The 14,560-nt window shown below is 38.5% G+C and carries 11 protein-coding genes; 5 read left to right on the forward strand and 6 right to left on the reverse strand.

The window, feature by feature from the left end; all coding sequences use genetic code 11:
- Positions 1–105: 105 nt before the first annotated feature.
- The 4 genes from P20495_RS03830 to P20495_RS03815 are packed head-to-tail and all read left to right on the forward strand — an operon-like array spanning position 106 to position 5,785.
- Positions 106–2,028 (forward strand): PrkA family serine protein kinase, encoded by a 1,923-nt coding sequence (locus P20495_RS03830; protein WP_008138405.1) that lies wholly within the window; start codon positions 106–108, stop codon positions 2,026–2,028.
- A 31-nt stretch (positions 2,029–2,059) separates the two neighbouring features.
- Positions 2,060–3,340 carry a YeaH/YhbH family protein gene (locus P20495_RS03825; protein ID WP_008138407.1) on the forward strand — a complete coding sequence of 427 codons (1,281 nt, stop codon included), beginning with the start codon at positions 2,060–2,062 and terminating at the stop codon, positions 3,338–3,340.
- A gap of 19 nt (positions 3,341–3,359) precedes the next feature.
- Positions 3,360–4,874, forward strand: coding sequence for a SpoVR family protein (locus P20495_RS03820; RefSeq protein ID WP_008138409.1), 1,515 nt, complete (start codon positions 3,360–3,362; stop codon positions 4,872–4,874).
- A gap of 5 nt (positions 4,875–4,879) precedes the next feature.
- Positions 4,880–5,785 carry a universal stress protein gene (locus P20495_RS03815; protein WP_008138410.1) on the forward strand — a complete coding sequence of 302 codons (906 nt, stop codon included), beginning with the start codon at positions 4,880–4,882 and terminating at the stop codon, positions 5,783–5,785.
- A gap of 213 nt (positions 5,786–5,998) precedes the next feature.
- On the opposite strand, the gene P20495_RS03810 is transcribed toward P20495_RS03815, so the two are convergent.
- Both P20495_RS03810 and P20495_RS03805 read right to left on the reverse strand, forming a co-directional pair.
- On the reverse strand, positions 5,999–6,970 hold the full coding sequence (locus P20495_RS03810) for a diguanylate cyclase (protein ID WP_007375852.1): 972 nt from the start codon (positions 6,968–6,970) through the stop codon (positions 5,999–6,001).
- A 3-nt stretch (positions 6,971–6,973) separates the two neighbouring features.
- On the reverse strand, positions 6,974–7,978 hold the full coding sequence (locus P20495_RS03805) for a response regulator (protein WP_007375853.1): 1,005 nt from the start codon (positions 7,976–7,978) through the stop codon (positions 6,974–6,976).
- Between the two features lie 226 nt (positions 7,979–8,204).
- On the opposite strand from P20495_RS03805, the gene tpx reads away from it, so the two are divergent.
- Positions 8,205–8,786: a thiol peroxidase gene (gene tpx / locus P20495_RS03800; RefSeq protein ID WP_008138412.1), complete on the forward strand. Its 582-nt coding sequence runs from the start codon at positions 8,205–8,207 to the stop codon at positions 8,784–8,786.
- Between the two features lie 254 nt (positions 8,787–9,040).
- On the opposite strand, the gene adk is transcribed toward tpx, so the two are convergent.
- The 4 genes from adk to P20495_RS03780 form a co-directional block, all read right to left on the reverse strand.
- The gene (adk, locus tag P20495_RS03795) at positions 9,041–9,685 is read right to left on the reverse strand and encodes an adenylate kinase (protein ID WP_007584076.1); all 645 of its coding nucleotides are present in this window, start codon (positions 9,683–9,685) and stop codon (positions 9,041–9,043) included.
- Between the two features lie 191 nt (positions 9,686–9,876).
- Positions 9,877–11,790, reverse strand: a complete 1,914-nt coding sequence (gene htpG / locus P20495_RS03790; protein WP_008138416.1) for a molecular chaperone HtpG — start codon at positions 11,788–11,790, stop codon at positions 9,877–9,879.
- A gap of 118 nt (positions 11,791–11,908) precedes the next feature.
- Positions 11,909–12,646 (reverse strand): RluA family pseudouridine synthase, encoded by a 738-nt coding sequence (locus P20495_RS03785; RefSeq protein ID WP_008138418.1) that lies wholly within the window; start codon positions 12,644–12,646, stop codon positions 11,909–11,911.
- 4 nt (positions 12,647–12,650) lie between these two features.
- The gene (locus P20495_RS03780) at positions 12,651–14,552 is read right to left on the reverse strand and encodes an MFS transporter (protein WP_008138420.1); all 1,902 of its coding nucleotides are present in this window, start codon (positions 14,550–14,552) and stop codon (positions 12,651–12,653) included.
- Positions 14,553–14,560 lie beyond the last annotated feature (8 nt).

A 14,560-nucleotide genomic window follows, 5' to 3' on the forward strand; every position in this document is an offset into this window, starting at 1 on the left:
TGATCTTTTTTCACTTAAATTTTTAATTTTATTGCACAAAAATACCAATTCGTGACTAGACTTTAAAAGGTAAGCACCTTTTTACAGCGGGTTTCGGAGGTTATTATGACGATTTTTGAGCATTACCAAGCACGATACGAAGCGGCACAGGAAGAAGAATACAGTATCGCTGAATTTCTTGAAATTTGTAAAACAGATAAGTCTGCCTATGCCAGCGCACCAGAACGTCTACTTATGGCAATTGGCGAACCAAACATGGTAGACACCGCAACCGATGCAAGACTAAGCCGGTTATTTTCTAATAGAGTGGTTGCGCGCTACCCTGCCTTTGCTGACTTTTATGGTATGGAAGACGCCATTGAGCAAATAGTCTCTTATTTAAAACACGCAGCCCAAGGGCTTGAAGAATGCAAACAAGTACTCTATTTACTCGGGCCTGTAGGTGGGGGTAAATCATCCATTGCTGAAAAACTAAAGTATTTAATGCAACAAGTGCCTATTTATTCAATTAAAGGCTCTCCTGTAAACGACCATCCTCTCTCCTTGTTTGATCCTATCGAAGATGCAGACGTACTCAGCAAAGAGTACGGTATTAAACCGCGCTACTTAAAAACCATTATGTCGCCTTGGGCTGGCAAACGCTTAAAAGAGTTCAATGGTGATATTAGCCAGTTTAGAGTGGTTAAACGCTACCCTTCTATTTTAAACCAAATAGGCATTGCCAAAACCGAACCAGGAGATGAAAACAACCAAGATATTTCAGCACTGGTTGGTAAGGTCGATATTCGCCAGCTTGAGCACTTTGCCCAAAACGATCCTGATGCATACGCCTACTCTGGCTCTTTATGTTTAGCTAACCAAGGGCTGATGGAATTTGTAGAAATGTTTAAAGCGCCTATTAAAGTGCTGCATCCTTTACTTACCGCAACCCAAGAAGGTAACTATAACGGCACAGAAGGCATTAGTGCCCTGCCCTTTAATGGCATGATCCTCGCTCACTCGAATGAGTCTGAGTGGCAAACCTTTAAAAACAATAAAAACAACGAAGCATTTTTAGACCGTGTTTATATTGTAAAAGTCCCTTATTGCTTACGTGTAACTGAAGAAGTTAAAATTTACGACAAATTACTTGAGCACAGCGAGCTATACAACGCGCCATGTGCGCCTGGGACACTTAAAACATTAGCGCAATTTACAACATTATCACGTTTAAAAGAGCCAGAAAATTCCAGTATTTATTCAAAGATGCGGGTATACGATGGCGAAACCCTTAAAGACACAGACCCTAAAGCTAAATCGTATCAAGAGTATCGTGATTACGCAGGTGTTGATGAAGGCATGACGGGGCTATCTACTCGCTTTGCGTTTAAAATTTTATCTCGTGTATTTAACTTTGATACCACTGAGGTTGCAGCAAACCCGGTGCATTTATTCTATGTGCTTGAGCAACAGATAGAGCGCGAGCAATTTTCAAGTGAAATAGAAGAGCGTTATTTAAGCTTTTTGAAAGGCTATTTAATTCCTCAATATGTAGATTTTATAGGTAAAGAACTGCAAACCGCCTATTTAGAATCGTATTCAGAATACGGACAAAACATTTTTGACCGCTATGTTATTTATGCTGACTTTTGGATACAAGACCAAGAGTATCGCGACCCCGATACAGGACAACTATTTGACCGAGCCGCGCTTAATGCCGAGCTTGAAAAAATAGAAAAACCAGCGGGTATTTCTAACCCTAAAGATTTTCGTAATGAAATAGTGAACTTTGTACTGCGTGCCCGTGCGCATAACAACGGTAAAAATCCACTATGGACAAGCTACGAAAAACTACGCACGGTAATTGAGAAAAAAATGTTCTCTAATACCGAAGATTTACTCCCCGTTATTTCGTTTAATACTAAAACGTCTGCAGAGGATCAGCAAAAGCACGAAGACTTTGTGAACCGTATGGTCGAAAAAGGCTATACACAAAAACAAGTTCGCTTGCTTTCTGAGTGGTATTTACGGGTTAGAAAATCGCAATAACCTTCATAGTCGTAGTATATAGGAGGTCAATATGGCGCATTTTATAGATAGGCGTTTAAACGGAAAAAATAAAAGTACGCTTAATCGCCAGCGCTTTATTAGGCGCTATAAAAAACAAATTAAAGAAGCGGTTTCAGATGCGATTAACAAACGCAGCGTTACCGATTCAAGCTCTGGTGAGAGTATTTCTATTCCACAACGCGATATCAGCGAACCTACATTTCATCAGGGAAAAGGCGGGAATAGAGAACAAATTCACCCTGGTAACGATCAGTTTTCTACAGGTGATAAAATTGAGCGCCCTAAAGGCGGACCAGGTGGTTCAGGAGAAGGTGACGCCAGCGATTCGGGCGAGGGACAAGATGAGTTTGTATTTTCAATATCAAAAGACGAATACCTTGATTTACTGTTTGAAGATTTAGAACTCCCTAACTTACAAGAAAACCAACTTGATAAGTTAGTGCAAATGAAAACCCACCGCGCAGGATTTTGTAGCGACGGCATGCCAAGTAATATTGATATTGTCCGCTCACTTCAAGGCTCGCTTGCGCGCCGCGTGGCAATGAGTGCAGGAAAAAAACGCCGACTAGTCGAGCTTGAAAAACAACTTGATGCATTGCTTGATGAGCAACATAGCGATAATGCGGCGATTGCTTTATTACAAAAAGAAATTGCAGCATTAAAAGTACAAATTAAATCGGTCCCGTTTATTGATAACTACGATTTACGTTTTCGTAATTACGAAAAGCGCCCTCACCCCACCAGTAAAGCGGTGATGTTTTGTATTATGGATGTGTCAGGCTCAATGGATCAGCCAACAAAAGACATGGCAAAACGTTTTTATATTTTGCTCTATCAATTTTTAACGCGCAGCTACAAAGACATAGAAGTTGTTTATATTCGCCACCACACACAAGCTAAAGAAGTAGACGAACAAGAGTTTTTTTATTCCCAAGAAACTGGCGGCACTATTGTTTCGAGTGCTCTTAAATTAATGAATGAAATAATAAAAGAGCGTTATCACGCAGATGAATGGAATGTGTACGCTGCACAAGCATCCGATGGCGATAACTGGGCGGACGACACACCGCAATGTGGTGAAATTTTGCGTAATAAGCTCTTAAGCGCAGTACGTTATTTTGCTTATATTGAAATAACCACTCGTGCTCATCAAAGCCTATGGCGCGAATATGAATCTATAACACACAGCCATAATAATTTCGCCATACAGCATATTCAAAGCGTTGAAGATATTTACCCAATTTTTAGGGAGCTATTTAAAAAAGGTCGTCAACAGCAAAACTCTGCATAGCCAAAAGCGAGGTAGCATTATGAATGATAAACGATTGAGTGATGGCCCAGATTGGACCTTTGATTTATTAGATGAGTACCAAGGTGAAATTGCTCGCGTTGCTGCTCATTACAGATTAGACACCTACCCTAATCAAATTGAAGTGATAACGGCTGAGCAAATGATGGATGCTTATTCAAGCGTTGGCATGCCTATTGGCTACAGTCATTGGTCTTACGGTAAGAAGTTTATCCAAACAGAGCAAAATTATAAGCGCGGGCAAATGGGCCTAGCTTACGAAATAGTGATAAATTCAGACCCTTGTATTGCGTACTTAATGGAAGAAAATACCCTACCTATGCAAGCGCTTGTAATGGCGCATGCATGTTACGGACATAACTCATTTTTCAAAGGTAATTACTTATTTAAAACCTGGACCGATGCAGGCTCAATTATTGATTACTTGGTATTTGCTAAAAATTACATAAGCCGCTGTGAAGAAAAACACGGTATTACACAAGTAGAAGCCCTACTCGACTCATGTCATGCATTAATGAATTATGGGGTCGATCGCTATAAACGTCCACAGCAAATATCACTCTTTGAAGAGCAAAAACGCCAACAAGAACGTGAAGAATACTTACAATCACAAGTAAACGAATTGTGGCGTACGATTCCCGAACAGCAACAGGAAACTAAAAAGAAAGAACGCCATTTCCCTACTGAGCCTCAAGAAAATATTTTGTATTTTATTGAAAAAAATGCCCCATTACTCGACTCTTGGCAACGTGAAGTGATTCGTATTGTCCGTAAAATTTCGCAATACTTTTACCCACAAAAGCAAACTCAAGTAATGAACGAAGGTTGGGCAACATTTTGGCACTACACCATCCTTAATCACTTATATGATGAAGGGAAGCTCACCGACTCATTCATGTTAGAGTTTTTACAAAGTCATACCAACGTAGTTTATCAGCCACCTTATAACAGTAAGTATTATTCAGGCATTAACCCATATGCTTTAGGCTTTAATATGATGGTTGATATTCGCAGAATATGTGAACATCCAACTGAAGAAGATAAAAAATGGTTTCCTGAGTATGCAGGCAGTAATTGGCTAGATACATTGCACTTTGCCATGGAAAACTTTAAAGATGAAAGCTTTATTAGCCAGTTTTTATCGCCGAAGTTAATTCGTGATTTCAAATTATTTACTATTATTGACCATACTAATAATCCCCATTTAGAGATTGGTGCGATACACGATGATAGCGGCTATAAAACAGTTAGAGAAGTGCTCTCCGCGCAATATAATTTAAGTAATCATGAACCTAACATTCAAGTATATGATGTTGATATTAGAGGTGATAGAGCACTTACACTTCGCTATGTACCTCATAATTGCATTCCATTGGCAAACTCACATGAAGAAGTGCTAAAACACCTTTACAGGCTATGGGGCTTTAAGGTAAAACTGGAAGAAGAGTCTAATTCTGGTGAGATTTCAACTATTGGTCAATGTCCAACAGATGACACTCGTCATACAACAGAGTGAATATAATGGATAAGAAAAAGCTTCTCGTACTGATCGACTCAGTAAATTGTGCAAAAACAGCATTAATACACGCAAAACAAAAAGCACTACAAGACAGTAAACATATTGATATTGTTGCGTTTAGCTATGAAGACACTGGTAATATATTATTTTCATTATCACCAGAACAAGTACTTGCGATTCAAGACAAACAACTTTCATTACTCAGAGCAACATTAGAACCTCTATTAAAAAAAGAGCTAACTGATTGTGAGTATACATTTCAAACGGTTTGGCATGAATCACCAGAGCAATGGTTAAATAACGAAATAAACGCAACTAATTATGATATGGCAATAAAAACTAGGCATATTGATGCTCAAACTCAATTTAGCGAACTTGACTGGCAGCTTATTCGATTTTCACCAATACCACTTTATTTGGCCGCAGATAATAAATGGAGAAATAACTGTAATGTGTTAGCTGCTCTTGATTTAGGCAGCGAAAAGGCATCTAAGCATCAGTTAAATAAAGCTATTATTAACTGTGGCCTAGATTATGCTAACTCAGAGGGCTGCGAATTTTATGCATGTTATACCGTGCACGTCTCACCTATTTTGAGAGACTTAGGTATTGTATTTTCAGATGAACAAGTACTCAATGCATTCGAAAAATTACCGGAACTACAACGTGATCTGATTAATGAATACAACTTGCGTGATAAATTACACATTAAAGCGGGCTTAGCGGAGCAAGTCATACCAAGCTTGGCAGCAAAACTTGATGCTGAGTTAGTGATTATTGGCTCAGTAGGCAACGTGGGTATTAAGGGAAAGCTTATTGGCAACACAGCGGAAAAAATAATGCGCTTACTTAAAACCGATTTACTTATTTTACCCCCCACTCAATTTAATACCAATTTTCTTAATTAAGTGCTCTATTTTGAGGTAATAAAATCGTATCAATAACAAGGCAAAAATTCGTTATTTAGTTGTCATCGCTAATTACTCCTACATTGCTCTACCTTCTGCATCAATGCAGTCGTATATCAGAAGTTTTTAACGCAGTTAACGTCAGATTTAATCACTCAAATTAATTAAATATTATTGCGCATTGGTATAAAGAGTGATTAATAAAAATGATGCTTAAGCGTCATTTTTTATATCATCAAAAACAGTGACTTTATTGCGTCCATTATTTTTAGAAAAGTAAAGAGCCCTGTCAGCGGCTTCAATCCAACGTTCATGATCTTTAAATTCATTACTAAAGCACGCAACTCCGATACTTATTGTCATCTTGATTTCAACATTTTTATAAAAGGCAGGGCTTGATTCAATCAACACCCTTAAGCGCTCAGCAAATATTTCAGCCCCTTGCTTATCGGTATCAAGTAGAGTTAATACAAACTCTTCACCACCGTAACGTCCAGCAATATCTGTTTCACGTAATGTGGTACGTAATAACTTTGCAATATGGCGTAACGCCTCATCACCACAACTATGACCATGCTTATCATTCACCTTTTTAAAGTGATCAATATCAAACATTAACAGAGAGCTACACCCTGCATTACGTTTTGTTCGCAAATACTCTTGTTTAAGCATACTTTCCCAATAACCACGATTGTATAACGTCGTTAAGGCATCGGTTTGGCTTACTTGCTCAAGTCTTTTATTTAGCTCTTCTAACTCTTTTTTGTTAACTGCAATATCAGTTACATCATAAAGAATGATACAAATATGGCTAACTTCTGCTCGTATATTAGTAAGCGGTATAAATGTCGCATTTTGATACATATACTCAGCTTTACCAGTAATTGGGCGATAGTTTTTAAAGCGAAATATATAGGGCTGTTGTTCCCAAATGGTAAACGAGCGGTTTTTTAGTACAAATACTGGCTCTGATTTACTTCTAAACCACTTTTCATCTATAGCAGGAAATAAATCAAATAAATCTTTATTTTTTACAGCACTTGGTAATAACCCCGAATGGTTTTCCATAAAACCATTCCACACACACACCTTATACTCCCTGTCGAGTACAACTAAACCTACATCAACGGTGTTAAACATATCCATTAACCAATGGATTTCATTCATATCTAAATCAGCAGCCATAACTTAGTCTTCTAATAGGTAAGCAACTTTGTATTTCAAAGTTTTAAGTGAATCTTCAGTAAATAACAGCATAAGGTCACAGTTAATATCGTGATTTTCAATACCATAGCTAATTTCTATAGCAAGCGTACGCTGCCAGCGCGACTTATTCGCTTTCACTAATTCAGATACATCTCTGTGCTGGCCAAGTACGATAGGATGACCTTGGCTAAACGACATATCGAGTTGTTTTGAAAGACCAGTCAAAATAGCCCCGATTAAAATATTACTTATATCCATAAGTAACTCAAGTTCCACTTTGTCATTAAGCTCACCATCGTAATTCATCAGTGAGGCTATCTCTTTAAAGCTAGAGTCATTAAGTAATAATAATGCTTCTCCAGATACACCTCCTCCAATAAATCCCTGACAAACTCCCGAAGTGGTTGCATTATTATCAATAGAGCGTAGCGCCATATCGAGTTCACTAACCTCTAAGATATTCACATTTGGGATTGGCAGCTCAACAAACACATTAAGTAATCGCGCAAGTAAATCACCGGCTTGACCCATAGCAACATTAGTTAGCTCTTGGTATATATCTCGCACATCTGGGTCTACTTGCTCACCTAGAGAATGAGAAAGACGTTCACGCATGGCTTTATCTTTAATGCCATGGTGTTCAATAATATCGGCTAATTTTTGAGGGGAACATGGCTTTTGGATGAAATCGATAGCCCCCAGTTCAAGCACTCTTTGATGAGCATTAGGCTGTATGTCACCTGAAACTACAACTGTAAGTATATTGAGCCCAAGCTCTTTCATGGCCATTAAAACTTCATAGCCATCCATTTCTGGCATGTTTAAATCAAGGAAAAGGATTTCAGGTTCAGTTGACTTTATTTGTTTGATGCAATCAACACCATCTATCGCAAATTCAACTTTAATATCCCAATCATCAGGTAGAGAACGGGCTAATTGACGCCTCGCTAATTTTGAATCATCACATATTAATACAGATGTTGACATACTATCTCTCTATTTTTAACCAGTTATACATACCAAAAGTGATACACGCATTTTTATTATAGAAGATATTTTTGTAACTGCATGTTAACCAAAGTATAGCCTATTTACAGTTTTTTTATATGACTGAATCATTACCAATTTTATAGAGACACAGATAATACCTTGGTTACTCCAACGCAGTATAATACACTGACGCCTATTGCGTTAATTTAAAAAGGAAACTCCTATGCTCCGCTCATTAACTTTTGCCTTAAGTATTTTTTGTTCTATGGCTTTCGCTTCTGATATCCCAGAAAACACTCTCGATATAGGTAAAGTCTCTGCACAGGGTAAGACGGTTACTTTACTCGGTAAAGGTGTATCAGTTGGTGATAACGCACCTAATTTTAAAGTTGTCGATGGAAACTTTACACCTGTCACACTGGATAATTATAAGGGCCGAGCTATTTTAATTAGTGTAGTACCAAGTTTAGACACAGGTATTTGTAGTCTACAAACAAAACACTTTAACGAAAAAGTTGCGACGCAATTTCCTGCAGTTGTCATGCTTACTATTAGTGCCGATTTGCCATTCGCTCAAAAAAGATTTTGCAAAGCTGAGAACATAGACAAAATAACTACATTATCTGATTCTGTTTGGCGCGATTTTGGCCAAAAATATGGGTTAATTATTAAAGATATGGGGTTACTAACTCGCTCAGTAATAATATTAGACGAAAACCACAGCATTATTTATAAACAACTCGTTAGTAGCCTTTCAACTGAACCAGAATACAACAGCGTAATTAAGAAGCTTAAAACGCTGTAAAGTTAATATACCCATTCGCTTAATTAAGTGATCTATTTTTAGATAAGAAAATCGTATCCATGACAAGGCAAAAAATTCGTTATTGAGTTGTTATCACTAATTGCTCCTGCATTGCTCTACTTTCGGCATCCATGCAGTCGTATATCAGAATTTTTAACGCTGTTAACGTCAGATTTAATCTCTCAAATTGATTAAGTATTCTAGACTTAAAACAAAAACCGCCAATTGGCGGTTTTTTTAATAGGCTTTTAAATTTAACCTAAAAGCTCACCAAGTTGTGAACTTACAGCTTCAACAGCTTGTGTACCATCTAGTTTGTGGTATTGAGTGTTACCAGCCGCCGCTTCTGCTTGGTAGTAATCAACTAATGGCATCGTTTGCTCGTGGTAAATACCTAAACGTTTACGTACTGTTTCTTCAGTATCGTCCGCGCGAACAATTAAGTCATCCCCAGTTTCATTGTCTTTACCTTCCACTTTTGGTGGATTATAAACAATGTGGTAAACACGACCAGAACCAGGATGAACACGACGTCCGCCCATACGTTCAACAATCACTTCGTCAGCCACGTCAAATTCAATAACGTGATCAACCACTACGCCATTTTCTTTCATTGCATCGGCTTGAGGAATTGTGCGCGGGAAGCCATCAAGTAAAAAGCCTTTCTCACAATCCGCTTTAGTAATACGCTCTTTTACTAAACCAATAATAATATCGTCAGAAATTAGTTGACCAGCATCCATTACTTTTTTTGCTTCTAGGCCTAATGGCGTACCTTCTTTAATTGCTGCACGTAACATATCGCCAGTAGAGATTTGTGGAATACCGTATTTGTCCATTAAAAACTGAGCTTGAGTACCTTTACCTGCACCCGGCGCGCCCAAAAGAATAATGCGCATATTATTGTCCCCTAGTATGGATATTTATTTTAAAGCCTGAATTCTTCCACAAGCGCCGCCGATACTCAAGCAACTTATACTAATTGATGAGTTGTTGATGTATTTACAGCGCATTAAAAAAGGGAACACACGTTCCCTTTTATTTAAAGTACATAATTTATACTTTATCGACTGAGTAAATAGCTATTTGCTTATTTGCTTAGTTCAAGCATTAGTTTATTTAAGCGAGTAACAAACCCTGTTGGATCTTTAAGTGTACCGCGCTCTGCAAGTAATGCTTGGTCTAGTAAAACATGTGACCATTGTGCAAACTTATCTTCATCTTGTTCGTCATTTAAGTGCTTAACAAGTTGATGCTCTGGGTTTAGCTCAAACACTGGCTTTGCTTCTGGTGCTGCTTGACCAACAGACTCCATTAGCTTTTGCATTTGTGAACTCATGTCGTTATCGTCGCTTACAACACATGCTGGAGAGTCTGTTAAGCGGTGCGTAAAGCGCACTTCTTTAACGTCATCACCAAGTGCTGTTTTAATACGTTCAACAAGGCCTGCCATTTCTTTTTCAGACTCTTCTTGTGCTTTTTTAGTTTCTTCGTCGTCAAGCTTACCTAAATCTAAATCACCACGTGTGATTGACTGTAGTTGCTTATCAGTAAATTCAGTTAGGTGACTCATCATCCACTCGTCAACACGGTCACTTAGTAGTAATACTTCAATGCCTTTTTTGCGGAAAATCTCTAAATGCGGAGAATTTTTCGCAGAAGTAAATGTATCAGCAACAACGTAGTAAATTTTGTCTTGGCCTTCGTTCATGCGCTCAACATATTGCTCAAGCGACACATCTTGTGTTTCTGAATCAGTATGAGTAGACGAAAAACGTAGTAGCTTACATACGGCTTCTTTATTTGCCGCATCTTCAGCTGGGCCTTCTTTCATTACTTGGCCAAACTCATTCCAAAATACTTGGTAATCGTCAGCTTTGTTTTTAGCCATACGCTCAAGCATTTTAATAATGCGCGATGTACACCCTTTACGAATAGCTTGCGTTACTTTGTTATCTTGTAGAATTTCACGAGATACGTTTAGCGGTAAATCGTTTGAATCTAGTAAACCTTTTACAAAGCGTAGGTAGCTTGGCATAAACTGCTCAGCATCATCCATTACAAATACACGTTGTACATAAAGTTTTAAACCACTTTGACGTTCACGGTTCCATAAATCGAAAGGTGCTTTTTTAGGGATGTATAAAAGGCTGGTGTATTCAGTTTTACCTTCAACTTTATTGTGCGCCCAGCTAAGTGGATCTTCCCAGTCGTGGCTTACGTGCTTGTAAAATTCTTTGTATTCTTCATCAGAAAGCTCTGACTTATCACGTGTCCACAATGCAGTTGCGCGGTTAATGCTTTCCCATTCACCTGGTACTGCTGGAATTTTTTCGCCGTCTTCGCCTTCAGACTCTGGTACTTCTGCTTTAAACATTTGTACCGGCGTTGAAATATGGTCTGAGTATTTAGTTACGATGCCACGTAGGCGGTAATCGTCAGCAAATTCTTTTTCTTCATCACGAAGATGTAAAATAATGTCGGTACCACGGCCTTCTTTTTCAATTTCTTGAAGCGTGTATTCGCCTTCACCTTGAGATTCCCACTCGTAAGCCGTTGTTTCACCCGCTTTACGTGTACGAACAGTTACTAAATCGGCAACAATAAAGGCTGAGTAAAAACCAACACCAAATTGACCAATCAGCTGTGAATCTTTACTTTGATCCCCTGTTAAGTTTTTGAAAAACTCAGCAGTGCCTGACTTTGCAATAGTACCTAGTGAGCTAATTACTTCATCGCGCGTCATACCAATACCATTATCTGAAATGGTAATTGTATTTGCTTCTTTATCTGCGCTAATACGCACACGTAAATCAGCGTCACCTTGGTAAAGATCGCCTTGAGATAGTGCCAAAAAGCGTAACTTGTCTGCCGCATCTGATGCGTTTGACACAAGTTCGCGTAAAAATATTTCTTTATTAGAATAAAGAGAATGAATCATTAAGTTTAATAATTGTTTTACTTCTGTTTGAAAGCCTAATGTTTCTTTTTGAGCTGCAGTCATTTATTTATCTCCAATTTGCAAAGTGTCTGCGTTATGCACTTAATATGGGGTGAGGTGTTAGAACTTCAAGGGAAAAAATTAAAAAAGATGGAACGAAAACAAAGAACCATAAATTTATTTAAAACGGATGCGGGCAATTAATATGAATTCTCTCGCCGCTGACGGGGTGCTCAAAATATAAATCGCTTGCATGTAATTGTAAGCGCCCAGCCATATTTTCACTTTGCGCACTTTTATATAAATCGCAACCTAAAATAGGGTGGCCTATAAACTGGCTGTGTATTCTCAATTGATGAGTACGCCCAGTAACGGGCGTAAATTGCACTAAGGTTCTGTATGGTTGTTTTAGCCGCTCCAGTACTTTATATTCACTCACCGCTACTTTTCCAGTCGCTTGGCAAATTTTAACTCGAGGAAAAAGCAGCTTATCTTTTGCTATTGGTGCAGTAATTGACCCCTCATCAACAGCTAAGCAGCCTTCTAACATGGCTACATAACGCTTTTGAATAGTACGCGCCTGAAACTGTTTATTAAGGTGCTTTGACGCTTTGGCGTTTAATCCAACAATCATAATGCCCGATGTACCCAAATCTAACCGATGCGGTAACTTAGCCTCAGCAAAAGCGTCTGTTAACCCTTTTTGACCATGTACTAAACGGTAATGCACTGAATCCCAATTAAGCGTATTTTTGCCCGACAAACTCAATAACCCACTGGGTTTATTGATCAATAAAATATCGTCATCTTGATATAATATTTCAATAAACCCGTCGCACTTAGGCGCTACAAAATCATCAACAATAATATGTGGTTCTGAAGGTGTATGCGATGTTGAGTTATCTATTAAATTAATCATTAAATTAATCAACACCTTTAGAGTGAAGCGCTTTCAAAGCTAAAACATGCTCACGTAAATCGTCTGCTACTACTTTGTCAGCTGCAATCGGGCCACCTACCGCAACAGACACCAAAGACCATTTTAATCGCGGTAATTGCCACTTAGCTTTACGGCTAAACATACTCCCCCACAAGCCCCCTAAATGCACAGGAATAACGGGCACAGGTGAGCGTTCAATAATACGCTCTATTCCACGGCGAAAAATATCGATAGAGCCGTCACTGGTTAGTTTTCCTTCAGGGAAAATACCAACAAGCTCGCCTTTTTCAAGCGCAGCAGCCACTTCATCAAACGCTTTTTTAAACGCTTCAGGATTGGTTTTTTCACTATCAATGGGAATAGCTTTAGCCATTTTAAATAACCAATGCAGAGCTGACGAATAATAAATAGGGGCAAATACCATAAATCGAATAGGCCTTGGTGAGGCGGCTAAAATAAACATCCAATCAACAAAACTCACGTGGTTGCACACAATAACAGCAGCGCCTTCATCTGGTATATTACTTTCACCTTTAGTACGCACTCTGTACATACAAATGGCCAAAATATAAATAACAAAGCGTAAAAAGAATTCAGGTACTTTGGTATAAATATAAGCAGAAATAAGTAAATTTAGCCCCGCAAGTAGCAATAATAGCTCTGAAATACTCCACTGAAAAATAGACAACGTGACAATACTTAAAACAGCACTACCGACCATAAACAAGGCATTTAATACATTGTTAGCCGCTATTACTCGTGATCGACTCGCTTCTTCAGTCCGTTGTTGAATAAGCGCATATAGCGGTACAGTGTAAAAACCGGCGCCAATGCCTATGCCTGCCATCCATATGAAATGCCACATCATATCGCCTGTTTTCAATACCTGTTCGAGTGTTAATAATTCAGTATTTTGAGGTTTATAGGTACTAATAGCGGGCTCTTGGCTCAGTAAATATAAAAACAAGGTAATTAAAATAGCGCCAAAGGGCACAATGCCTAGCTCAATACGAGAGCGAGATAACTTTTCACACAGTAATGAACCAATAGCAATACTCAATGAAAACACAACCAGTGCACTGGTTACCACCAATTCATCGCCGCCCATTACATGTTTTACATAATTTGGTAGGGACGTTAAAACGATGGCGCCAATTAACCAAAACCAGCTGATCCCAAGCACTGACTTACCAACCGATTCTGTTTGCGAATTAAGTGCTGAAAATACGTTTTTTGTGGATGAAAATATATTATAGGTAAATTTTAAGTTAGGCTCGTTCGCCTCACTAACGGGTATAAAGCGACTGCTTACGTAACCCATAACGGCCAGTACTAATACTGCTATACTTATAAGCGTAGGACCTACCGATTGAGTAATATAGTAAGTGCCAAAAATTGTACCAATCAGTATTGCTACAAACGTGCCCGATTCAACCAAGGCATTCGCTTTTGTTAATTCGCTAGGTGCTACGTGCTGGGGTAAAATAGAGTATTTTAATGGCCCAAAAAACGTACTTTGTACACCCATTAAAAATACGGTGGCTAACATTAACCACACATACTGAGTTAAAATAGAGACTGCCCCTACAACCATAATAGGGATTTCACATAGCTTGACGACTCTGATAAGTTTGGATTTTTCTGTTTTTTCAGCAAGCTGCCCCGCCATCCCTGAAAATAAAAAGAACGGAAGAATAAATAATCCCGCAGCAATATTAGAATAAAGTGCCCCATCTGCAAGCGTTGCAGCCTGAAATATCAATAGAATAAGCACTGATTGCTTATACACGTTATCGTTTATTGCTGAGAAAAACTGCGTAATAAAAAGCGGTAAAAAACGCTTACTACGCAGTAATGTACCTTGGTAGGGTTGATTATCTTTCATTGTATTCC

This window comes from Pseudoalteromonas sp. BSi20495 (assembly GCF_000241185.1).
Taxonomy (GTDB): Bacteria; Pseudomonadota; Gammaproteobacteria; order Enterobacterales; family Alteromonadaceae; genus Pseudoalteromonas; species Pseudoalteromonas fuliginea.